General features: G+C 64.4%; 20 protein-coding genes. 11 read left to right on the top strand and 9 right to left on the bottom strand.

Annotated elements, in window-relative coordinates; genetic code table 11:
- Window positions 1-9: 9 nt before the first annotated feature.
- Window positions 10-1,005, bottom strand: a complete 996-nt coding sequence (locus ATO3_RS18410; protein ID WP_088651366.1) for a Bug family tripartite tricarboxylate transporter substrate binding protein — start codon at window positions 1,003-1,005, stop codon at window positions 10-12.
- Between the two features lie 40 nt (window positions 1,006-1,045).
- Window positions 1,046-2,629 carry a sulfatase gene (locus ATO3_RS18405; protein ID WP_088651365.1) on the bottom strand — a complete coding sequence of 528 codons (1,584 nt, stop codon included), beginning with the start codon at window positions 2,627-2,629 and terminating at the stop codon, window positions 1,046-1,048.
- A gap of 137 nt (window positions 2,630-2,766) precedes the next feature.
- Between ATO3_RS18405 and ATO3_RS18400 the strand changes: the two genes are divergently transcribed.
- From ATO3_RS18400 to ATO3_RS18380, 5 genes are all read left to right on the top strand, one after another.
- Window positions 2,767-3,687, top strand: coding sequence for a LysR family transcriptional regulator (locus ATO3_RS18400; RefSeq protein ID WP_158217999.1), 921 nt, complete (start codon window positions 2,767-2,769; stop codon window positions 3,685-3,687).
- A 136-nt stretch (window positions 3,688-3,823) separates the two neighbouring features.
- A complete protein-coding gene (locus ATO3_RS18395) occupies window positions 3,824-4,543 on the top strand; it encodes a fumarylacetoacetate hydrolase family protein (RefSeq protein ID WP_088651363.1) in 720 nt (239 codons plus the stop codon).
- A gap of 574 nt (window positions 4,544-5,117) precedes the next feature.
- Window positions 5,118-8,771: an Ig-like domain-containing protein gene (locus ATO3_RS18390; protein WP_158217998.1), complete on the top strand. Its 3,654-nt coding sequence runs from the start codon at window positions 5,118-5,120 to the stop codon at window positions 8,769-8,771.
- A gap of 89 nt (window positions 8,772-8,860) precedes the next feature.
- Window positions 8,861-9,103 carry a type II toxin-antitoxin system Phd/YefM family antitoxin gene (locus tag ATO3_RS18385; RefSeq protein ID WP_088651361.1) on the top strand — a complete coding sequence of 81 codons (243 nt, stop codon included), beginning with the start codon at window positions 8,861-8,863 and terminating at the stop codon, window positions 9,101-9,103.
- A 75-nt stretch (window positions 9,104-9,178) separates the two neighbouring features.
- Window positions 9,179-9,508: a PIN domain-containing protein gene (locus tag ATO3_RS18380; RefSeq protein ID WP_332888708.1), complete on the top strand. Its 330-nt coding sequence runs from the start codon at window positions 9,179-9,181 to the stop codon at window positions 9,506-9,508.
- Window positions 9,509-9,559: 51 nt separating this feature from the next.
- On the opposite strand, the gene ATO3_RS18375 is transcribed toward ATO3_RS18380, so the two are convergent.
- Window positions 9,560-10,909, bottom strand: a complete 1,350-nt coding sequence (locus ATO3_RS18375) for a glycosyltransferase family 61 protein (RefSeq protein ID WP_158217997.1) — start codon at window positions 10,907-10,909, stop codon at window positions 9,560-9,562.
- 395 nt (window positions 10,910-11,304) lie between these two features.
- Here ATO3_RS18375 and ATO3_RS18370 point away from each other — a divergent pair, with 395 nt between their 5' ends.
- A complete protein-coding gene (locus tag ATO3_RS18370; protein ID WP_088651359.1) occupies window positions 11,305-11,982 on the top strand; it encodes an acetyltransferase in 678 nt (225 codons plus the stop codon).
- Window positions 11,983-12,273: 291 nt separating this feature from the next.
- Here the strand turns inward: ATO3_RS18370 and ATO3_RS18365 are convergent, their stop codons facing one another.
- The 4 genes from ATO3_RS18365 to ATO3_RS18350 are packed head-to-tail and all read right to left on the bottom strand — an operon-like array spanning window position 12,274 to window position 14,437.
- Window positions 12,274-12,939, bottom strand: a complete 666-nt coding sequence (locus ATO3_RS18365; protein WP_088651358.1) for a glutathione S-transferase family protein — start codon at window positions 12,937-12,939, stop codon at window positions 12,274-12,276.
- Between the two features lie 4 nt (window positions 12,940-12,943).
- Window positions 12,944-13,297, bottom strand: a complete 354-nt coding sequence (locus ATO3_RS18360) for a DUF1428 domain-containing protein (RefSeq protein ID WP_088651357.1) — start codon at window positions 13,295-13,297, stop codon at window positions 12,944-12,946.
- Entirely contained in the window at window positions 13,294-14,013 is a 720-nt protein-coding gene (locus ATO3_RS18355) for a glutathione S-transferase family protein (RefSeq protein WP_088651356.1), read from the bottom strand. Before ATO3_RS18355 ends, ATO3_RS18360 begins: the two co-directional genes overlap by 4 nt.
- Entirely contained in the window at window positions 14,003-14,437 is a 435-nt protein-coding gene (locus ATO3_RS18350) for a VOC family protein (protein ID WP_088651355.1), read from the bottom strand. The genes ATO3_RS18355 and ATO3_RS18350 overlap by 11 nt, the downstream gene beginning before the upstream one ends.
- A 67-nt stretch (window positions 14,438-14,504) precedes the next feature.
- Here ATO3_RS18350 and ATO3_RS18345 point away from each other — a divergent pair, with 67 nt between their 5' ends.
- On the top strand, window positions 14,505-15,182 hold the full coding sequence (locus ATO3_RS18345) for a winged helix-turn-helix transcriptional regulator (RefSeq protein WP_088651354.1): 678 nt from the start codon (window positions 14,505-14,507) through the stop codon (window positions 15,180-15,182).
- Between the two features lie 235 nt (window positions 15,183-15,417).
- Here ATO3_RS18345 and ATO3_RS18340 read toward each other — a convergent pair whose 3' ends face one another.
- Together ATO3_RS18340 and kdgR are read right to left on the bottom strand one after the other, a co-directional pair.
- On the bottom strand, window positions 15,418-16,074 hold the full coding sequence (locus ATO3_RS18340) for an SGNH/GDSL hydrolase family protein (protein ID WP_233152215.1): 657 nt from the start codon (window positions 16,072-16,074) through the stop codon (window positions 15,418-15,420).
- A gap of 1 nt (window position 16,075) precedes the next feature.
- A complete protein-coding gene (kdgR, locus tag ATO3_RS18335) occupies window positions 16,076-16,894 on the bottom strand; it encodes a DNA-binding transcriptional regulator KdgR (protein ID WP_088651353.1) in 819 nt (272 codons plus the stop codon).
- 222 nt (window positions 16,895-17,116) lie between these two features.
- Between kdgR and bglB the strand changes: the two genes are divergently transcribed.
- The 4 genes from bglB to ATO3_RS18315 all read left to right on the top strand — a co-directional run.
- The gene (gene bglB, locus ATO3_RS18330) at window positions 17,117-18,235 is read left to right on the top strand and encodes a beta-galactosidase BglB (RefSeq protein ID WP_088651352.1); all 1,119 of its coding nucleotides are present in this window, start codon (window positions 17,117-17,119) and stop codon (window positions 18,233-18,235) included.
- A 108-nt stretch (window positions 18,236-18,343) separates the two neighbouring features.
- On the top strand, window positions 18,344-19,627 hold the full coding sequence (locus ATO3_RS18325; RefSeq protein ID WP_088651351.1) for an ABC transporter substrate-binding protein: 1,284 nt from the start codon (window positions 18,344-18,346) through the stop codon (window positions 19,625-19,627).
- A 65-nt stretch (window positions 19,628-19,692) separates the two neighbouring features.
- Window positions 19,693-20,586 carry a carbohydrate ABC transporter permease gene (locus ATO3_RS18320; RefSeq protein WP_088651350.1) on the top strand — a complete coding sequence of 298 codons (894 nt, stop codon included), beginning with the start codon at window positions 19,693-19,695 and terminating at the stop codon, window positions 20,584-20,586.
- The coding region (locus ATO3_RS18315) for a carbohydrate ABC transporter permease (RefSeq protein ID WP_233152214.1) at window positions 20,579-21,449 on the top strand (871 nt) is incomplete at its 3' end. The genes ATO3_RS18320 and ATO3_RS18315, both read left to right, overlap by 8 nt.

The following is a 21,449-nucleotide window of genomic DNA, read 5'->3' as shown; positions in this document are numbered from 1 at the left end:
CAGCCCGGCTTAGTTTCCGGCGTTCTTTTCGGCTTCCCAGGCGATGGCGTCCTGCGCCGATTGCAGCTGTTCGCCCACGGTGCCGACGATCTCGTCATACTGGTCGGGCGAATACATCGTCGGGAAGAACCCGATCGAGATCAGCTTTTCCTGCACTTCGGGCCGGTCCAGCGCCGCCTTCATCGCCGTCCGCAGCGTTTCCACCACATCGTCAGGTGTGCCTTCCTTGACCAGGTACCAGTGCCAGCCACCCGGAGCGAGCCCCGACAGCCCCATATCGGCCCCGAAGGAGTTCACCAGCGGCGCGTCGTCGAACAGCGGGCGGATGTCTTCGCGGTCGCTGAGCACGGCCAGGGCCTGGAACGCGTCGCTGTTGGCGTCATAGGTGGTGGGGTTGTTGAAGCTGAAATCCAGCAGCCCGCCGCGCAGATCCTTGAAGGCGTCGCCGTCCTGCGGATAGGGGATGTTGCGCGCATAGACGCCGTTGGCCTGCATGACCTTGGCCAGCACCATGTGCGGGATGTTCCCGATGGACCCGGAGGAATAGCGCAGCTCGCCCGGGTTGTCCTTCATGTACTGGATGAAGCTTGGGAAATCGGTCCAGCGGTCTTCGTCCTTGCGGGTCACCAGTGCGAAGGGCACCGAGGTCGCGGACCACAGCGGGATGAAATCGTCATGCGACCAGTCGGCATTGCCGACCTGCGGCTGCAGCACCAGCGGCGCGACCCATCCGTCGATGATCGTGTAGCCGTCGGCGGGCTTCCTCAACGCGGTTTCAAAGGCCTTCACCCCGGCGCCGCCGGGCGTCGAGACAACCGAGATATTGGTGTCCAGCTCTTCGCCCATGGCTTCCGAGATGATCTGGGTCGCGGCCATGGCCGAGCCGGGGCCCCAGGGAAAGATGTTCTCGATGTTGCGCTCGGGGAATTCGGCGAATGCCGTCCCGGCGCTGAGGGCGAGGGCTGCTGCCCCGGCCAGAGAAACTGCGGTCAACTTGATGGTCATGGTGTCTCCTCCTCGGTTCTACTGATTGCCGGCGGCCCGCTCAGGTCGCGGCCATCCGGTCCTGTTGTTCGCGGTCGAGCCCGTAGAGATCGTACATCTCGGCAGGGGCATCGTGGCGGGCCATATGTGCCGCGATCTCGCGGCGGAACCGGGCGACCAGCGCCGGGTTCTCGATCGGGTTTTCCTGCCCGGGATCGCGGGCCAGGTCGAATAGTTGCAGCGCATCGGGCCGGTTGCGTACGGCGTCCAGCCCGGCCTCGCCGTTCTGCGGCGACATCGGCACGCGCAGAAGCGGCGCGCCCTTGGTGAAATCGAAGGGCTGCGACAACGAGGCCGCGCGGATCTCGGCCACGTCGAAGGGCTTGTCCATATGCGCCGGCATCACGGTATAGAGACTGAACCCCTCGCCATCGGTGGAGCAGGGGTAATGATAGTAGGAATAGGTTCCGTCCGTAATGCCGATGGGGCCGGCGAACATTCCGTAGATCACGCTGTCGGCGCCTTGCCCTTCTCCCCGGACCAGCGGCAGCAGCGACTGCGCGGTCGCTTCCGCAGGCACGTCGATGCCGTAGAGGTCAAGGAAGGTGGGCATCAGGTCGGTCGTCTGGGTTAGCGCCTCGCGGCGCGTGCCGGCCTGGTCGGCGGCCTCGGGATGCCAGATCATCAGCGGGATGTGCGAGATCTCCTCGTAGTAGGGCATCTTGTTCTTGCCCCACCATTCGTGTTCGCCCAGCAGGAAGCCATGATCGGTGGTCAGGATCAGGCAGGTGTCCTTCCAGGCGTCGTTCTCGTCCATCCAGTCCAGCAGCTTGCCGAAGTATTCGTCGCACATGGCGGCCAGCGCGGCGTAGTTGCCGCGCAGATCGGCGATTTCCTCGGCGGAGTTCGTGACCTTCTCGTAGACCGGCCAGTCGAGGATCGGCCCCTTGCGGCCGGTGTCATAGGCCTGCATGAACCGCTCGGGCGCGCAGAAGGGCTCGTGCGGGTCGAAGCATTCCAGCTGCAGGAAGAAGTTGTCGGACTCCTTGTTCAGCTCGAGGAAGTCGAAGGCGCTGGCAAAGCAGCGCGCGGTCGGGAATTCCTCTTCCTCGCGGACGAAGAGCGTGTTGGTCGCGTGCCGCACGCGGCGCCAGGCCAGCAGGTCGCTGGCTTCGCGGGTCACCGGGCCGGTCTCGTTCAGGCGCTCCAGCGGATAGTGACGCGGATCGAACATCTCGCGGAAGCGGGCCACGGGGGGTTCCACCAGCGCCTTGACCGGGTCGTATTCCTGGCCGTGGATGAAATCCCAGCTGTCGAAGGTCGTGACATAGCCTGCGCCGCCGTCCTCGAAGTAGTGCAGATGGTCGGACACGAGATGCGTGTAGACCCCGGCGGTGCCGAGCAGCTTGGCATAGGAATTGTCGAAAGGTTCCAGCGGGCCCCAGGGCCGGTGCAGGAAGTTCAGCCGCCCGGTGTGCATGTCGCGGCGTGCGGGCATGCAGGGCAGGGAGCCGACGTAGTGGCGATCGAAGGTGACGGCGCGATTGGCGAACCGGTCGAAATTGGGCGTGTCGATCGCAGTGCCGCCATAGGCGCCCAGAGCCGAACGATTGAGCGAGTCGAACATGACGAAGATTGTGCGCATGGACTTTCCCCTCCCCCTCGGTTCCGGTGGTGCACATGCTATGGCACCGGTCGGCCCGATTGCGTTTCGCGGAGAGGTATCGGGTCGATGGGATAGAATAAAATAGAAAATATGGTAAGGTGAGATTACCAATGGGAATGGATAGGAACCTCGCGGCCTTCCTGGCCATCGCGCGCTGCGGAACGCTCACCGCCGCGGCGGACGTGCTGCGGCTGGCCCAGCCCACGCTGACCAAGCGGCTGAAGCTGCTCGAGGATGAATACCAGGCCCCTCTGTTCGAGCGCCAGCCGCGGGGCATGACGCTGACGGCCGCCGGGCGCCACCTGTTCGAACACGCCACCGGGATCGAGCACGCCTACCTGCAGGCCCGCGAGACCATCGAGGCGACCAAGTCGCGCCGGCTGGACGTGCTGCGCGTCGGCGCCGGGCCGCTGTTCCGCCGCGCTTATCTGGCCGGCGCCTTCGAGAAGCTGCGCACCGAATTCCCCGAAACCCGGCTGGTGCTGCGCGCCGACGTGCACCTGCGCAACCTGCCATTGCTGCGCAAGGGCGAGCTGGATGTCGTCTTTGGCGCGCTGGTCCGCGACGATGCCGACGAGACCATCGAGGTGCGCAAGATGACGGATGTGCATCTGGGCGCCCTGGCCTCTGTCCGGCACGAGATCCTGTCCGGCAACGGCCCCGTTTCGGCAGAGGACCTGGCGCGGACCCAGTGGATCCTGTATTCCGATGATCCCGAGACGACATCGATGGTGCGCGGATATTTCATCCGCCACGGGCTTCGCCCACCCGACTTCACCGTTCAGACAACCTCTTATGAATTCGGCCTGAACCTGCTGGCGACCGGGAAATACGTCATGCCCGCGCCGATCGAGCTGGACACCACTTTCGAGCCCCTCGGCCTGACCGCGCTGCCGCTGGACGAGCCGCTGGACGAGTTCCCGGCCGGCGCCTACACGCGCCGGTCCTCGCTGCAGTATCCGATCGTGCCGCGTCTTCTGGATCTCGTGGCCGAAGGCGTGGGGGCATTGCCGAAGCGCGGGGCGGGTGGCGCCTGACAACGCGTCAGGATGGTGTTTCCCAGGCTGCGATCACGGTGATCGCGCGGTGAAACTGGTTGTCCCCGTTGCGCCCAATTATCTATTGCCCGACATTGGCGCGCAGCAGACGAGTCGACCCATTGGAGGCAGCAACGTGAACGATCAGGCCAAGGCGAATACACCGGATGGCGCGGATTTCGTAATTCAGGCGCCGCCGCAGGCCTGTGTGCCGGTGAAGGGGGGCGGCCGCTTTCCGGTGCGCCGCATCTACTGCATCGGTCGCAACTATGCCGCGCATGCCATCGAGATGGGTCATGACCCGGATCGCGAGCCGCCGTTTTTCTTCCAGAAGAACCCCGACAACCTGATCGGCCCGGACGAGGATTTTCCCTATCCGCCCCAGACCTCCGATGTGCATTTCGAGGTCGAGATGGTGGTGGCCCTGTCGAAGGGCGGCCGTGGCATCCGGGTCGAGGACGCGACCGATCACATCTATGGCTACGGCGTCGGGCTCGACATGACGCGCCGCGATCTGCAGTCGGTGGCCAAGGAAATGCGCCGCCCCTGGGAAATCGCCAAGGCGTTCGAGGCCTCGGCCCCCTGCAGCGCCATCGTCCCCGCGACCGAGATCGGCCATCCGACCGAGGGCGAGGTCTGGGTCAAGGTGAACGGCGAGCTGCGGCAGTCCGGAGACCTGAACCAGATGATCTGGAAGACGCCCGAGATGATCTCGTACCTGTCGGACTTCTTCGAACTGGCCCCGGGCGATCTGATCTTTTCGGGAACGCCCTCGGGCGTGGGCGCGATTTCGCGGGGCGACACGATGCTGGCCCATGTCGACGGGGTAGGCGAGCTGACGGTCCGGGTTGTCTGAGGCCATCTGAGGCGAAACCTGGGGCGGGTCCGGCGGGCCGATCTTCGGGACACCATGCCTCTCGGGCGTGCCGGTTTCAGGCGCCCGAATGCGACTGCGATTCTGTGGGCGGGATTCGGAAACCCCGCCCCAGGGGAAAGCGGTGGACTGCGCCTTACCGGAAGAATCCGAAAGTTAATTTGGCTGAAACGAAAAGCTTTACGACCGGTGCGATAAAGCGTGCCGGCGGGCGTGGTGCTATTGTCGCGCATCCCCTGCGGCGGGGCGAAACAGGACTTGGGGCAAGGAAACAAGGGGTTTGGGGCGGCGGCGGCCGGGCGCTTTGGAAAAGGGGTTGATCGGTCGGATGTATCGCGCAACATTGACTGAGAGATGGTTTTTGAAACGTTAACTGTCGGATTTTGTTAACCCTTTTTTCGGATTTCCTTATGTTGAAATATTTCTCATATCCGCAATCCCTTTCAAATGACCGGCCCATGCAGATCCAACGTCGGATGCATTGCGCGGCCTGGATGGCGTGCAAGATCGGCCGGACGGCGGCCCTGCACCGCAGCATGATATGGAGCGACCACGCATGACCAGTATGGACAATGGCAGGATCGCGGCGCGCGAAGACGGGCCGGTCAAACGGCTCGACCTGGCCGCGCTGATCGGCGGCGGCGACGGGACCGCGTTCACCTACACGATCACCCGGCCGCCGCTCGAGGGCATCGCGTCGGTCCGGGGCCACGTATTGCGGTTCAATCCCGGACCGGATTTCCAGGACCTGTCCGAGGGCGAGATACGCCGCCTGCAGATGGAGATCACCGCGACCGGGCCCGACGGCGAAGAGCTGTCCAGCCGGGTCACGCTTTCGGTCCGCGGCGCCAACGACGCGCCCGAGATCGAGGCCTCGGTCATCACCACAAGCGAGGACGGGCCGGTGGTGCGGCTGAACCTCGGCGCGATCGCCACGGATCCCGACGGCGACCGGCTCAGCTATGAGATCACCGGCGCGCCGGGGCTGGGCAAGGCCTCGCTGAACGGGTCGATGCTGCGGTTCAATCCGCTGAATGACTTCCAGGACCTGAAAGAAGGCCAGACCCGCGCCGTCAAGATCGAGGTGACGGCGACCGATCCGTATGGGCAAAGCACCACGGAGGAGGTCACCGTCCGGGTGATCGGCACCAATGACGCGCCCGACATGGTGGCGGGGTGGATGGTCGCGGCCGAGGACGGGCCGGTGCGGCGGCTGGACCTGGACACGATCGCCTCCGATCCCGAGGGCGGGGCGCTGAGCTACGCGATCGTGGGGCAGCCGGACGAGGGGATCGCCTCGATCCGGGGGTCGACGCTGCGGTTCCGGGCAGGGGACGACTTCCAGGATCTCGCCCCCGGAGAGCATCGCGATGTCGAGGTCGCGGTGCTGGCCACGGACCCGCAGGGCGTGTCCAGCCGGGAGGTGGTGACCGTGCGCGTGCTGGGCCGCACCGACGCGCCCGAGATCGAGGCCGTGCGCCTGCAAACGACCGAGGACGGCCCGGTGGCGCGGCTGGACCTGGACACGATCACCACCGATCCCGAAGGCGACGCCGTGACCTATGAGATCACCGGCGCGCCGGAGCTGGGCAAGGCCACGCTGAGGGGCTCGACGCTGCGGTTCAACCCGGGGCAGGATTTCCAGTTCCTGGACGAAGGTCAGCGCCGCAACGTCCAGATCGAGGTGACGGCCACCGATTCCACCGGCGAACGCAGCGTGCAGGTGATCACCGCCTCGGTCACAGGCGCCGATGACGGGCCGGTTCTGCGGCCCGCGGTGCTGAGGGCGCGCGAAGACGGCGATCCGGTGCAGTTGAACCTGAACCGGATCTACGACGATCCGGACAGCTCGGGCCCGATCAGCTATGTCATCGCCGGGGATATCAAGGCCGGGACGGCGCGGATCAACGGTTCGACCCTGATCTACGATCCGGGTGACGGTTTCCAGACGATGGCCATGGGCGAGGTGCGCAAGGTGTTCGTGCCCGTCACCGCCTTTGAAAACGGCGGCAGCCCGACGACCTTCAATGTCACGGTCGAGGTCAGGGGTCGCAACGACAACCCGACCTTCCGTAGTTACAGATTTGACACCGATCCGGAGACCAAGACCGGCGAGGTCAACCTTCGACGTTACACCGACGACATCGACAAAAGCGACCGCAGCAAGCCCTTCGTCTACGAGATCATCGAGCAGCCGAATGTTGGGCGGGCCTGGGTCGAGGGAAACACCCTGTATTACGACGCGATGGACGAGTCCGATTTCCTGAAAGAGGGGCAGGTGGGCCGGTTCGACGCGAAAATCCGGATCACCGATGCCAATGGCGGCAGTACGGAAGGTTTCGTTGGCTTCCGGGTCGAGGGCGAGAATGACGCGCCGGTGTTCCTGCCGGAGAACAGGGTTTTCACCGTGTCCGCGGATGATCTTGCCATCATCGATTACCGCGACGTGTTCATGGATCCCGAAGGTGAAACGCTTGTCTACGGTGTCAACGGCAACAACCGTCCCGAGGTGGACACTGACTACAACAGCGGTGGTTTCCTGACCTTCGATCCCGGCCGGCTCTATCAGGATCTTGAGCCGGGCCAAACGCGCAGCCGTTACTTCAGCGTGCGGGCAGAAGATCAGGAGTTTTCCACCGGGTGGAAGACGATCGAGATCCAGGTCGTGGGTCAGCCCGACCCGGTTGGGCGCCCGTCGGGGTTCGGATTCCAGATTGTGGGGGGAGTCGAGAACAGCCGACTGGCCTACACCCTCCAGAATGTCGGCGATCTCGACAACGACGGCATCGATGATCTCTATGTCGCGCAGGGAAACTATGTGCCCTCCCAGGGGTCCGGGCAGCCGTCCACCACGTCTCCGGATGCCTTTGTCCTCTTCGGGCGGGATCAGTCAGCTGGAGAGTTCTTTCCGAGCCGGGTGAGCGCGGTTTCCAGCACTGGTGCGACGGACCTTTACCCGGGACAGGATCAGGATTTCCTGGGCTCCGCCGTCGCGCCGCTTGGTGACGTGAACGGAGACGGGATCGACGACATCCTAATCGGAAGCCGGGCCAAGGATACCTTGTTCGTCCTGTTCGGACGAGATGGACAACCCTTCGATCTGCAGACCGATCTGTCCGCGCTTGACGGAAGCGATGGCTTTGCGTTGCGACACCGGATCGACGGCCAGGTCGGCGAGATCCTCGCCGAGGATCTGGACGGTGACGGGCTGAACGACATCCTGATACAAGGTCCGGACAACGGGACCTATTCGGTCGTCTTCGGCCGCTCCACCGGGTTCGGAGCAAGTGTCGATGTCGCGGCTCTGGCCCCGGACGAAGGCACCGTTTTCGCGGCCGAGACCTTCTTCAACATGGGCGACGTGAACGGTGACGGATTCGACGACCTGGTCATCGAAAGCGAAGCCGAGGGCGGAACCTACCTGGTCTTTGGCGACGCACAGGGGTGGTGGGACGCCACATCGGGCTTCAGGGACTGGACGGACGGCGACAGCGTTCTGCTGACGGGGCCGGAGTCCTTCGAAGTCTCGAAAACGCGCATCGACATCAACGGGGATGGGCTCAACGATATCGTTGCCCGGGACAACTCGCTGTATCTCGACGTCCTTGGGTACGTGTATGACTTCCCGTCGGACGTCTATGTTGTCTACGGACGAGACTCCGGATTTGGCACGACCCTGGACCTGCTTGATCTTGATGGCAGTGATGGCTTCACGCTCAGGAACTATTGGCACGACGAAACAGGAACGCTGTCGGCTTCCAATGCCGGTGATGTCAACGGAGACGGTATTGAAGACCTCATCGTCAGTGGCGTCTACGCAGATGGGTATACAGCTACAGTCGATGATCTCCACAAAACTTATCATTTCAACAGGGTGTCCTTTCTTCTTTTCGGTACGGATGAGGGGTTCAATGCAGACATCGAACTGAAAGAACTGGACGGCAGTGACGGGTACCGGATCATTGGCGAATGGCAGGACAGTGATTTTCTGTCCGGAGGGAGAGCCGAGGGCGCCGGAGACATCAACGGCGACGGGTTCGACGATCTGGTGATCGGCGACTACCGCCTGGAGGTGGACGGCGCCGAGAATGCCGGCAAGGCCTATGTTATCTTCGGCGGGCCGGGCCTGTCGGACTATGACGCCAGCGACGGGACCGAGGACGGGACCCTCTATCTTTCGGCGCTGTCCGGTGTGCAGGAGCTGTTCTGACGCGGCCTGGACTGTGCCCCCGTCAAGTGGAGCTTGATCGACGCCCCGCATGGCCTTATCTGTCCAACTAGCTGGACAGGAGCGTCATGATGTTATCCCTGCAAGAGGCCAAGAACCGCTTCAGCGCCGTGGTCGAGGCGGCGCTGGCCGGGCATCCGCAACAGGTGTCGCGGCGCGGCAAGCCGGCCGTGGTGGTTCTGGCGGCCGAGGAATACGAACGGCTCGTGCAGGCCGCGCAGGCACAGCGCGGGCGGTTCCAGGATCACCTGATGGACTTCCCGGCCGATGACATCCCCCGGGCCGACGCGCGGCCACGGGATGTGGAGTTTTGATCCACATCCTCGACACCAACGTGATCTCGGGCGCCCGCCGCCCGAACCGGGCCCCGAAGATCGCCGCCTGGCTTGATGTGCAGGACCGAGGCAGACCTGTATCTCAGCGTCATCACCCTGGGCGAGATCGAGCGCGGGATCATGCTGCAGGAACCGAAGAATCCCGATTTCGCGCGCGATCTGCGGATCTGGCTGGAACGGACCCTGCGCGTGTTCTCGGACCGTCTGATCGAGTTCACGGCCGAGGATGCGGTGCGCTGGGGCGAGCTCTCGGCACGGATCGGGCATTCGGGCGCCGACCTGATGATCGCCGCGCAGGCGCTGACGCGGGACGCGGTGGTGGTCACGGCGAACGGGTCGGATTTCAGCCCCGCAGGCGTGCGGCTGCTGGATCCGACGGCCTGAGCCCGCACGGGCCAGGGGCGGGGGCACGCCGCCCGCGCCCAGACGCAGCGATCAGGCCGAAATCGACGCCTCGTTCAGCAATCTGCGCGCCCGAGCGGGATCAATCCGGTAACTGGCGTTGTGGGCGAACTTGCCGTGGGCTTCCTCGCGCGGGCCGGTCAGGACCGTGATATCCACCCCGCCCCGTTCCAGCGCAGCCGAAAGGGTCGCCAGATACTCGGTGTGCTGATGGTTCAGCACCAGGCCGCGGGTGCCGGGGCGGCAGAACATACCCAGCATCATGGCCGACCCTTCGGGTCCCGCGACCACCTTCGCATCGCGCAGCAGGCGGAACTGGTCGGCAAAGCCCATCGTCTCGGGCTGGACGATGGCGAAACCGGCGGCGCGGGCGATCTCTTCGATCTCGTCCGTGTTGACAAGAGACCGCCGGGCGATGCCACGGCGCGACAGGAAGACCTTGTCGGGCCCATCGCCGGAGGGCACGGCGGTCTCGAGCCGCTCGCCCATGGCGCGGGCTGCGGTGCTGAAGAGATCGGGATCGACGGCCGCCTGGTCCAATGCGATCGCGTCGCTCTGGGGCGCCAGGACCGGGTAGTTCAGGGACGAAACGACCTGCAGGCGCCGGGCCCGGACCGGGGTGAAGCGCGGCACCCGCTGCAGGCTGGCGCCTTCGGGCAGCAGCAGCGAGATCGCCTCGAAATGGCTGGATGGCATGGCCTCGTCGACAAGAACGACCGAGCCTTCGGCAAGCCCGTCATGCAGCAGCGCCAGCATGAACTTCGGCAGGAATTCCATCATCCAGTGGCCGAAATGCCCGCTGCTCCAGCCCAGCATGTTGAAGGCGGTTTCAACCTCGGGCATCGCGCCGGGGTCGATCGCGGGGGTCTGGACGCGGCCCGTGGCAGGGTCGAAGGCCACGATGGCCGGATCGAAGTCTATGGCATCCAGGGTATCGGCGATTTCCGTGCCCTCGTAATCCCAGATCAGCCGGTCGCCCGCGATCATCGCGCCGGATGCGCCCTGCAGCTGTACGTCTTCAAGCGTTCCGGCGAAGATCTCGCGCCCGGTCTTGCGCAGCGTCCGGTGGTTGCCCTCGCCGATGACCCTTGGCGGGGCGGCCTCGATCGGGCGCCCGGCGGGGGCGATGACCCGAACCGCTCCGGTATCGCGGGCGGCCTGCGCCATTTCGGTCAGGGCCAGCAGGCGCAGGCTGTCGCCGGGCGGCAGATGTTCGGGCGGAACCAGCCTGCGAAACGTGCCAAAGCCCTCTTCGGGGCCAAGCCGGGTCACAAGCGACCGGCGCAGGCTGAACATCGGGCGGCAATTGTAGCCTTGCCCCGATCGTGCATTGCTCAGCATCTTTTTCTCGGCTGGCGTCAATGCGTCGTCGAGTTGAGTCATTTTCATTGGCTCCGGTCGTCCGTGGCGTGGCGTCCACCGCCGCACTCAACGGCACCGGTCGTCTGCACGGTCATGGGGAACGGCCAGCCTACAGCAGGTTGCGACCGGGGCCAATGCGTTAATGCGCCTGGCTTGGTCCGGGAGGGGAGCCGGTTTTCCCATGAAAGCTGTTCAAAAACCGCATCATGTCTTCTCGTTTCCGAAATTCTGCGTAATGTACGGAACGGCGGTTTTCCGGGCGTTCCACATGGGGACGTCGCGGTGTGCCGTGCAGACGACACAGAGGAATTCGAACACATGATGCCAGTCCAAGACCGCGTTTCCCGGTCCGTCGCCCGCAACCGGACGCCTGATTGCGGGAGACCTGTCGGCTGGCCGGTGGTCGGAGTCATGTCATGACGGTCTCGGACACGCGCGATGTCGTGATGATCAGCACCGGGGTCGCCGCCGAGGTGATCGTCGCCTATCTCGAACGATTCAGCGATCTTAATGTCGTGGGTTTCGCGGTTGACCGCGCCTACATGCCCGAAGGAGATGTTCTGGGCCGGCCTGTGGTGCCGTGGGAGGACATCGAGGCGGAGTATCCTGCCGATCAGGTCCGGCTGATCGGGCCGCCCACCTTCGCGCGGCTGAACACCTTCCGCCGGGACCGGTACCTGCAGGGCAAGGCGATGGGCTATGGCTTTGCCTCTTTCATCCATCCCAACAGTGTGGTGATGACCGAAGACATCGGCGATCACGTCATCATCCTGGACACCTGCACGATCCAGCCCTTCACCCGTGTCGGCAACAACGTCGTGATCTGGAGCGCGAGCGTCGTCGCGCATCACTGCGTGATCGGCGACCACAGTTTCCTGTCGTCCCAGGTGGGGATCGCGGGGTCGACCGAGATCGGTGAGGAATGTTACCTGGCCGGCCAGGTCGGCATCGCGCACAAGCGCCGCGTCGGAGCGCGCTGCGCGATCATGAACGCGGCGGTGGTCAAGGACGATCTGCCCGACGGCAGCGTGATGGTCGGGCCGAGCATCACGCCGAAGTCATACGATTCATCTCGGATCATGCACATGCTCTGACCTGTCGCCGCCTGGGCCGGACGCGGGGCAGGGGGCCTTGGCGACGTCGTGATCGCCGACGCCGGGATCTGGCCGACGTTTCGGGCAGAGGCTTCGGTTTCGATCCAGCCGGTGGCCGCGCGGACGCCCTTGGACAGGCTATGCTGTAGGTCGAAGGGGCGGCCCTGGCGGCGGCATAGGCGGTTGTCGACGCCTTCCTCTCTTCGGTCCGCGACGCAGCGGCCCGGTATCGCGAACACGACGGCGTGACATGGCCGGCCAAGCCGAACAGGCCCGCCACCAGGGCAGGGCCTAAGAGTCTCCTCGCGCGTCACGCTGCTCGTCCGCCGCTGCGAAGTGTGCGATCTGGTCGGCATGCGCCTTGGCAAAGGCCGGGCGCGCGCAGATGCGCCTGACGTAGGCATCGGTCGCGGGGTATCGGCCGATCTTGCGGATCCAGGGCAGGCGCAGGACATCGGCCATGATCAGATCAGCCGCAGTGAAGCGATCCCCCACCAGCCAGTCACGCGTGTTCAGCACGCCTTCCAGAACATCCAGACGTGCCTTCAGCCAGCCGTCCAAGGGGTTCTCGGGCGGGCTGGACAGCCCCACGAACCACCAGGGCACGCTGACCATCTCGACCGAGTTCAGGGCCGAGATGATCCAGGATGTGGTGTCCGCGCGACGCCGGGGGTCCCGCGGCATCAGCGCCTCGCTCTTCTCGGCAAGGTAAAGCAGGCAGGCGCCGCTTTCGAACAGGCCGAGATCACCTTCGGTCAGGTAGGGCACCTGCCCGAAGGGTTGATGGGCATGATGCTCCGCCCCGCGATCATCGAAGGGGACGGAGCCTGTCCGGTAGCTCAGCCCCGCCTCTTCACAGGCCCAGCGGAGGCGCAGGTCACGCACGTAGCCGCGTGGCCCCTCCGGCACCCAGTCGAAGGTCCAGATCGTCAGATCATCCGATGCCTGCGCGGACATGTCCTCAGGCCTTTTCTTCGAAGATCGGGGTGAAGCTGCCCCACATCATGCGCTTGCCGTCGAAGGGCATGTCCATCTCCTGCCAGCGCGGATCGGTCTGCATGCTGGCGCCACAGCGGTCGTGGCTTTCCTTGTCCGGCCAGATTATCCAGGAGAAACAGACGGTCTCTCCCTCTTCCAGCGCCACGGCGCGCTTGAAATCGGTGTGCTTGCCTTCGGGGATCTGGTCGCCCCAGGCTTCCACGGTCTCAAGGGCGCCGTATTCCTTGAACAGCGGCCAGGCCTTGCGCGCGCTTTCGATGTAGGCCTGTTTGTTCCCGTTCGGGACGGGGGTGAGGAAGCCTGCGATGTAGGTCATGTAAACTCTCCTTGCTTGGTGCGAAGTTCCGCCATCCATTCGTCGAACCCCGGCGGCGGATGGCCGGTGAAACCGGCCAGGTGATCGGTGATCGCCTGCCGAAAGGCGGGCCGCTCAGTGGCCCGTGCGATGTAATCGGCAAGGTTGGGGAAGGCTTCGATCAGGCCCGCGCCTTCGATGATCCGCAGCACGCTGACCATCATCAGGTCGCCGGCAGAGAAGCTGCCACCGAACCACGTCGCCGTGCCGAGGCGATCGGAGGCCTCCTGCAGGCGTTCGGCAATGCGCTCGTCGATGCCCGGAAGGCGCGGCCCGGCCCAGGGCTCCATCGCTTCGAAGATCGTCATCTGCGCCCGGTCCATAATCGGCGGCTCCATGGTGTTGAGCGCGGCAAACAGCCATTCCAGCGCTTCTGCCCGGCCCCTGGATCCCTCCGGCACCAATCCGGGAAACCGTTCGGCGATATGCCAGACGATCGTGCCGCTTTCGAAGAGCGTCAGGTCGCCCTCCTCGTAGGTCGGGACCTGGCCGAACGGCTGCAGCGCGCGGTGCGCGGCCTCCTTTTGCTGACCTTGCGAGAGATAGCGGACGGCATAGGCCTGCCCCGTTTCCTCCAGCGCCCAACGGACCCGCAGGTCACGGACCTGCCCCCGGGCGAAGTCGGGCACCCAGTCGAACGCGGTGATGGTGATGTCGGCGTCAGGATCAACCGGCATGGGACATCTCCGCCGGTCCTTTCTCGATGGCTTCGGCGCTCATCCAGACGGGTTCCCAGATATGACCATCGGGATCGGCAAAGCTGCGCCCGTACATGAAGCCGTGATCCTGCGCCGGGCAGGGATCGGCCGTGCCGCCGGCGGCAACCGCGGCCTCGGTGATGGCATCCACGGCCGCCCTGTCCGGGCGGCTGACGCAAAGAAGCACCTGCGCCTCGCGCGCCGGATCGACGCGGCGACGATCCGTGAAGGTCGCCCAGAAATCATGCGTCAGCAGCATCACGCTAATGGTGTCGGACAGGACCATGCAGGCCGCCTGCTCATTGCTGCATCTCGCGTCCCTGGTGAAACCCAGGGCCGCGTAGAAGGCGGTTGAACGCTGAAGATCCGCCACCGGTAGATTCACGAAAATCATCTGGGGCATTGCCTTTCCTCCCTTGTCGCCTCGTAATCATGGACAGGTTAGGCGCATGGGGTTACAAAAAGCAACCATGAAGAAACAAAAAGTAACTAAGTCGGCGGATTCCCCCCATGGGCGCTGGTATGGCGATGCCTGCGGCACCGCCTTCGGGCTGGAGCTTCTGGGGGAACGCTGGGCGATGCTGATCGTCCGCGAGCTTATGTTCGGGCCACGCCGGTTCAGCGACATTCGCGCAAACCTGCCGGGTATCAGCGCCAAGGTCCTCACCGAGCGACTCGCGGGGCTTGAGGTAAATGGTGTCGTCGTCCGGTCCGAGGCGCCGGAGCCGGCGCCGGCGCAGCTTTATGGGCTGACAGAATGGGGCTATTCCGCCGAGCCGATCCTCCAGGCGATCGGTCGCTGGGCCGCCGCCTCTCCGCTGCACGACCCGACACTGCCGCTGTCCCCGGTCTCCTTCATGCTGTCGCTGCGCACGATGCTGGACAGGGAGGCCGCGCGCGGCATGTCCCTGGTCGCGGTTTTTGCGATCGGGACAGCGCAATTCACTGCGCGGCTGTCCGACGGCGAGATGCCGGTGGAACGGGGCGCGGCCGACATGCCCGACCTGCGCTTTGAGGCCGAGGGCGCACCGCCCCTCGCGGCTGTCTTTTACGGGGATGTGGCGCCCGAGGCCGTCGGCGTGAACGTGACGGGGTCTTCTTCACTGAGCGAGGCTTACCTTGCGCTTTTCAATCTTCCGAACAGCTAGGCAGGCTTGATGTGCCGCCGCCTGCACGTCCGGGCCTCTCGAACACTCCGGGGGGGGCGCGGTGACGGAGGTCTCGTTGTCTTGGAAGGCTTCCTTGCGCGGGCGATCCGGCTTTTGACTGAGCCGGCCGGTCCGGTGAGGAGCAGGGTCACCGGGCGCCATCGGCGGGATGGGCCATGGGCGTAGGATCAAGGCTGCGGTGTCTTGCCGGGCCCGGGGCAGGGGCGCGCTAGGTCTACGCCCGCGCGAAGAGGCAGGCCACCTTCTCCGCCACCGCGGCGCCAAGCGCGACATGGGCCTGAGGGTCCAGATGCACCCCGTCCTGCTCAGAGACCGTTGCAACGGACCCCGCATCCAGGAACGCGGCGTCGAACTCGTCGGCCAGGTCCTTGCAGAACCCGGTCAGGCGACGGGATTTCTCTGCCCCGCCGGCCAGGCCTTCGGCGGTGGGGCCGCATTCCTCGATCGGGACGGGGGACACCAGGACAACGGCCGGGGCGCCTCCGCCCGGGCCCGCCGCGCTCTGGCGGATCCTTAGCAACAAGGTTCGCAACCCCTTGGCGATGTCGAACGCCGTCAGGCCAAGGTAGCCCTTCAGGTCGTTTGTCCCCAGCATCATCACGATGACGTCGATCGGCGCGTGGCTCTCGAGAATCGCGGGCAGCATCCGCAGCCCGTTCTTGTGCGGCCCTTCAAACGGGTTGTCGTGACAGGTCGTCCGGCCGGGCAGGCCCTCTTCGATCACATGCCAGCCGGGACCGAGGGCGGCGGCCATCCGCATCGGCCAGCGGATTTCGGGCCTGTAGCGAAAGGAGTCGCCGCGCGCGGTCATGGGGGAGGACCCGTAGGTATTGGAATCCCCGAAACACAGGACGGTCCGGATCTGATCCATCTCAGACGGCCGATCCGTAAGGGGCGTCGATCAGCGTGCCCTCGTAGCCAAGCGCGGCCGAGGCATCCTCGCCCGCCGCGCGCAGAAGTGCCACGTATTCCGGCTTGCGCGCCTCGTCGAAACGGAACAGCGGAAACGAGATGCTGATCGCGGCGACGGGCTTGCCCATGTGATCGAGGACCGGCGTGGCCAGGCAGCGCACGCCGGCCTCGCTTTCCTCGATCTCCTCCGAATAGCCGCGCGCGCGGGTTTCGCGCAGCTGTTGGCGCAGGGCGTCGGGGTCGGTGATCGTGTTGGGGGCCAGCGGCTCCATCTCCATCGCGGCGATGCGGTCCTCGATCTCTTCGGTATCGCGCCACGCCAGCAGCGCCTTGCCCAGGGACGTGGAATACAGCGGGTTGCGCAGCCCCAGCGTGGATTGCATCGAAAGATTGTAGAAGCTGTCGTACTTGTGGATGTAGGTTACCTTCTGCTCGCGCTCGTCCATCACGCCCAGGTTGATGGATTCGCCCGTCGCCCGCGACAGTTTCCCCATCACCTGATCGGCGATCCGCAGCAGATCCGACCGCCCCGTGAGCGACCGGGCCGCAAGGCTGAACAGCTTGAGCGTCAGCGCGTATTTCTCGGTGTCCGGATCCTGTTCGGCATAGCCCAGGTCAACCAGCGTATGCAGCAGCCGGTGCGCCGTGGTCTTTGAGGTCATCGCCCGCTGCGCGATCTCGGACAGGCTCGCGCGCTTTTCCTCGGCCAGTGTTTCGAACACCGCGAAGACCTTGAGAACGGCAGCCGCATTTTCGGTCTTTGGGGAGGAATCAGACATCTCGATCGTTTCGCAAATTCTGGAATTGCATTCTGTTTTTTTCGGCGCACCCTGTCAAGCGAGCGGAGCGTGGTCCCTCAAGAGGCTGTTTTTGCGACATTTTCATGCTCCCCTCCTGATCCGAAATCGCTGTTGCAATGATAGGTGGATTATGGTTTCCTTAAAAATGGAACTTGGTTCCGAAAAAGTCAACACAACGTTCTACGAAGGCCAAACCCGGTGATGCATCCCCTTCTCAGCCAGCCCGAGCGCCTGTTGCCACGGGACGACGTCTGTGCCCTGATCGACCGGCTGACGGACAATCTGATCAATATCGAGGACACGACCGGCGAGTTCCTGCTGCGGCTGGAAGATGGCCGCGTGATCGACACCAAGGGCTGGGCCGGCTGGGAATGGACTCATGGGATCGGGCTGTATGGGCTGTTCAAGTACTGGCAGACCACCGGCAATCCGGCGGCGATGCAGGTCATCACCGACTGGTTCGAAGCGCGGCTGGCCGAGGGGACGCCGACGAAGAACATCAACACCGTCGCGCCCTTTCTGACGCTGGCCTGCCTTTACGAACGTGATCCCAATCCCGTGTGGCGTACCTATCTGGACCGCTGGGCAGAGTGGGTGATGCATGAAATGCCGCGCACCCGCGAGGGCGGGCTGCAGCATATCGTCTACAACTCGGTCAACGACCAGCAGATGTGGGACGACACGCTGATGATGTCGGTCATGCCGCTGGCGAAGATCGGGCTGGTGCTGGATCGGCCGGAGTATGTCGAGGAGGCCAAGTACCAGTTCCTCGTGCATTCCCAGTATCTTGCTGATACGTCCTCGGGCCTGTGGTTCCACGGCTGGACATTTGACGGCGACCACAATTTCGCCCGCGCGCTTTGGGCACGCGGCAATTCCTGGATCACCATCGCGATCCCCGAATTCATCGACCTGCTCGATCTGCCGCCGTCGGATCCGTTGCGCCGGCACCTGCTGTCGCTGCTGAACCGGCAGGCGAGGGCACTGAAGGAGACGCAGGATGAAAGCGGCCTCTGGCACACGCTGATCGATGATCCGGACAGCTATCTCGAGGCGTCGGCCACCGCCGGCTTCGCCTATGGGCTGCTGAAGGGCGTGCGCAAACGCTATCTGCCCGAAGAGTATCGCCCCGTCGCCACCCGCGCGGTGAAGGGCGTGATCGACAATATCTCGCCCGAGGGCGAATTGCTGAACGTTTCCTTCGGCACCGCGATGGGCAGCGATCTGGATTTCTACCGGCAGATCAAGCTGACCTCGATGCCCTATGGCCAGGCCATGGCGATGCTTTGCCTGTCCGAATTCCTGCTGAGCTACGTGTGATGGCTGGCAGATGACATGACCCCGGTCCACGGGCGCAAAGGAGGAATGCGCGCCCGGGGCCGGACAGAGAATGACCTGAAAAGGCGACATGAGAGGAGGACCCCCCAGATGACGCTGACCCGCAGACGACTGCTTGGCACCATCGGTGCCGCAACCGCAGCAACGGCCCTGCCCGGGCTGCCCGCCCTGGCGCAAGAGCGCAGCATCCGGCATTTCTGGTGGGGCAACCCCACCCGGGACAAGAACACCTTTGCCGTGATCGAGATTTTCCAGGGCAACCATCCCGAGATCACGGTCTCCGGCGAGACCATCGGCTGGGGCGACTACTGGACCAAGATGGCGACCCAGACCGCCGGTGGCAACATGGCCGACGTCGTGCAGATGGATCACGGTTTCATCAACGAATACGTCTCGCGCGGGGCGCTGCGGTCGATGGATGACCTGGTCGGCGACAAGATCGACGTGTCGCATTACGACGAGGGCGCCAATGCCGTGGGCACGATCGACGGGTCGCTTTACGGCATCTCGATCGGCGCCACCAGCCAGGCGATCCCCTACAACAAGAAGGTCTTCGAGGCCGCCGGCGTCGAATTCGACCCGCTGAGCTGGACAACGGACGAATTCGCCGACGCCTGCGCCAAGATCACCGAGTCGACCGGCGGAGAGGTGACCGGATCCGAGGACCTGTCGCTTTACATCGAGAACTTCGAGGTCTGGGTGCGGGCCGCCGGCAACGAGATGTACACCGAGGACGGCAAGATCGGCTGCACGCCCGAGGACGTGGCAAGCTACTGGGCCTTCTGGAAAGAGCTGCGCGATGCCGGCGTGATCGAGGGCAAGGATCAGACCGTGATCCTCGACAAGGGCATGGCCGAGCTGGGCATCGTCAAGGGCAACACGGCGGCCACGTTCCGCTATGCCAACCAGGTCGGCGCGGTGCAGGCCCTGATGGTCGACCCCGTCGGCGTGGCCATGGTGCCGCAGCGGCCCGGCATGGGCTACGGACATTTCGTGCTGCCGTCGATGTTCCTGTCGATCACCCGCGACGTCGGCGATCTGGATGCCGCGGCGCTTTACATCAACGACTGGATCAACGACCCGGAAAGCATCGTGGCGCTTGGCCTCGACCGGGGTATCCCGCCCAGCCAGACCGGCCGCGAGGCGCTGGCCCCCAGCCTGAACGAGACCGAAACCGCCGTTGTCGAGTATTTTGGCGCGATCCAGCCCAAGATCGGCCCGCGGCCCACGGCCAAGCCGAAAGGCGCGGGCGAGGTGCGCGACGCCTTCATGCGGATCGGTACCGAAGTGGTGCTGGGCAACATGTCACCCGAGGATGCCGCCGCGCAATTCACAGGCGACGCCGAGGCGATCCTGTTCCGGGCCAACCGCTGACGGCTGGCTCCACTACGGCCCCCGTACCCTCCCATGGCGGGGGCCGCCTTACCGGATGATCACAGATGCACCGTTTCCTTCGCCGAAATGCCGCCGGATACCTGTTCCTGTCGCCCTGGCTGATCGGGTTCTTCTTTCTGGCGCTGGGGCCGATCCTGGCCTCGCTCTATCTCAGCTTCACGCGCTACGACATGGTGACGGCACCGGTCTGGGACGGGCTGGGCAATTACCAGTACATGTTCCAGTACGACCGGCGGTTCTACAAGGCGTTGCAGGTGACGTTCCTGTTCGTGGCGCTATCGGTGCCGCTGCGGCTGGCGATGGCGCTTGGCGTGGCGATGCTGCTGGACAAGGGGCTGCGGACCATCGGCCTGTACCGCGCCATCTTCTACCTGCCCTCGCTTCTGGGCGCGTCGATCGCAATCGCGCTGCTCTGGCGCGAGATGTTCGGGCTGAACGGCGTGGTCAACGGCGTGCTGGCGCTGTTCGGGATCGAGGGCATCGGCTGGATCACCAGCCCCGACACCTCGATCTACACGATCGTCATCCTTGCCATGTGGCAGTTCGGCTCGCCGATGCTGATCTTTCTTGCCGGGCTGCGCGGCATCCCGCGCGATCTCTACGAGGCCGCCGAGATCGACGGCACGCCCCCCTGGCGGCGGTTCACCCGGATCACCCTGCCGATGCTGGCGCCGGTGATCTTCTTCAACCTGGTGCTGCAGACCATCGAGGCCTTCAAGACCTTCACATCGGCCTTCATCATCTCGAACGGTACCGGCGCGCCGGCCGACAGCCTGCTGTTCTACACCGTTTACCTGTTCAACGAGGCGTTCAAGTTCTTCCGGATGGGCTATGCCTCGGCGCTGGCCTGGGTGCTGCTGATCATCATCGCCGCCTTCACTGCGCTGGCCTTCGCGACGTCCAAATACTGGGTGCATTATGAAAACGAACGTGATTGACGGCGCGGCCGCCATGAGCGCGGCAGGCGACCACGACGCCCGGATCGCCCATGAAATGCGCCTGCGCCAGAAACAGCGGGAAAAGCGCGCAAAGCTGCTGAAACACGCGTTTCTGATCCTGCTCAGCTTCGTGATGCTCTACCCGCTGTTCTGGCTGACGGCCTCCTCGCTGAAGCCGGAGAACGAGATCTTCGGCTCGCTGGGGCTCTGGCCGTCAAGCTTCCAGTGGTCGAATTACACCGAGGGCTGGAACGCGCTACCGGTCAGCTTCACCGTGTTCTACAAGAATTCGGCCATCGTCACGATCCTGTCGGTCATCGGCAACCTGCTCAGCTGTTCCTTCGCGGCCTATGCCTTTGCCCGGCTGGAGTTCAACGGGCGCACCTTCTTTTTCGGGCTGATGATGATGACGATGATGCTGCCGTATCACGTCGTCCTGATCCCGCAATACGTGCTGTTTCTGAAGCTCGGCTGGGTCGATACCTACCTGCCGCTGATCGTGCCGCGCTTCCTGGCTGCCGACGGGTTCTTCATCTTCCTGATGATCCAGTTCTTCCGCGGCATCCCGCGCGAGCTGGACGAGGCGGCGATGATCGACGGCTGCGGCCCGTTCAAGATCTACTGGGCCGTCATCCTGCCCCTGTCGCTGCCGGCCATGGCCACGGCGGCCATCTTCTCGATGATCTGGGTCTGGGAGGATTTCCTCGCCCCGCTGATCTATCTAAACGACATCCAGAGCTACACCGTGCCGCTCGCGCTGCGCCTTTTCGTCGACCGCGAGGGCACATCGGCCTTCGGCCAGATGTTCGCGATGTCCGTCCTGTCCCTGGTGCCCGTGCTGATCGCCTTCATGGCGTTCCAGA

The organism is Marinibacterium profundimaris, assembly GCF_002210095.1.
GTDB lineage: Bacteria > Pseudomonadota > Alphaproteobacteria > Rhodobacterales > Rhodobacteraceae > Marinibacterium > Marinibacterium profundimaris.
This window is presented reverse-complemented; position numbering and strand designations above follow the sequence as displayed.

Excerpts from the sequence above, each read along its gene's own strand:
- ATO3_RS18410 (WP_088651366.1), bottom strand. The coding sequence starts at position 1,005 with ATGACCATCAAGTTGACCGCAGTTTCTCTGGCCGGGGCAGCAGCCCTC.
- ATO3_RS18405 (WP_088651365.1), bottom strand. The coding sequence starts at position 2,629 with ATGCGCACAATCTTCGTCATGTTCGACTCGCTCAATCGTTCGGCTCTG.
- ATO3_RS18400 (WP_158217999.1), top strand. The coding sequence starts at position 2,767 with ATGGATAGGAACCTCGCGGCCTTCCTGGCCATCGCGCGCTGCGGAACG.
- ATO3_RS18390 (WP_158217998.1), top strand. The coding sequence starts at position 5,118 with ATGACCAGTATGGACAATGGCAGGATCGCGGCGCGCGAAGACGGGCCG.
- ATO3_RS18385 (WP_088651361.1), top strand. The coding sequence starts at position 8,861 with ATGTTATCCCTGCAAGAGGCCAAGAACCGCTTCAGCGCCGTGGTCGAG.
- ATO3_RS18380 (WP_332888708.1), top strand. The coding sequence starts at position 9,179 with ATGTGCAGGACCGAGGCAGACCTGTATCTCAGCGTCATCACCCTGGGC.
- ATO3_RS18375 (WP_158217997.1), bottom strand. The coding sequence starts at position 10,909 with ATGACTCAACTCGACGACGCATTGACGCCAGCCGAGAAAAAGATGCTG.
- ATO3_RS18370 (WP_088651359.1), top strand. The coding sequence starts at position 11,305 with ATGACGGTCTCGGACACGCGCGATGTCGTGATGATCAGCACCGGGGTC.
- ATO3_RS18365 (WP_088651358.1), bottom strand. The coding sequence starts at position 12,939 with ATGTCCGCGCAGGCATCGGATGATCTGACGATCTGGACCTTCGACTGG.
- ATO3_RS18360 (WP_088651357.1), bottom strand. The coding sequence starts at position 13,297 with ATGACCTACATCGCAGGCTTCCTCACCCCCGTCCCGAACGGGAACAAA.
- ATO3_RS18355 (WP_088651356.1), bottom strand. The coding sequence starts at position 14,013 with ATGCCGGTTGATCCTGACGCCGACATCACCATCACCGCGTTCGACTGG.
- ATO3_RS18350 (WP_088651355.1), bottom strand. The coding sequence starts at position 14,437 with ATGCCCCAGATGATTTTCGTGAATCTACCGGTGGCGGATCTTCAGCGT.
- ATO3_RS18345 (WP_088651354.1), top strand. The coding sequence starts at position 14,505 with ATGAAGAAACAAAAAGTAACTAAGTCGGCGGATTCCCCCCATGGGCGC.
- ATO3_RS18340 (WP_233152215.1), bottom strand. The coding sequence starts at position 16,074 with ATGGATCAGATCCGGACCGTCCTGTGTTTCGGGGATTCCAATACCTAC.
- kdgR (WP_088651353.1), bottom strand. The coding sequence starts at position 16,894 with ATGTCTGATTCCTCCCCAAAGACCGAAAATGCGGCTGCCGTTCTCAAG.
- bglB (WP_088651352.1), top strand. The coding sequence starts at position 17,117 with ATGCATCCCCTTCTCAGCCAGCCCGAGCGCCTGTTGCCACGGGACGAC.
- ATO3_RS18325 (WP_088651351.1), top strand. The coding sequence starts at position 18,344 with ATGACGCTGACCCGCAGACGACTGCTTGGCACCATCGGTGCCGCAACC.
- ATO3_RS18320 (WP_088651350.1), top strand. The coding sequence starts at position 19,693 with ATGCACCGTTTCCTTCGCCGAAATGCCGCCGGATACCTGTTCCTGTCG.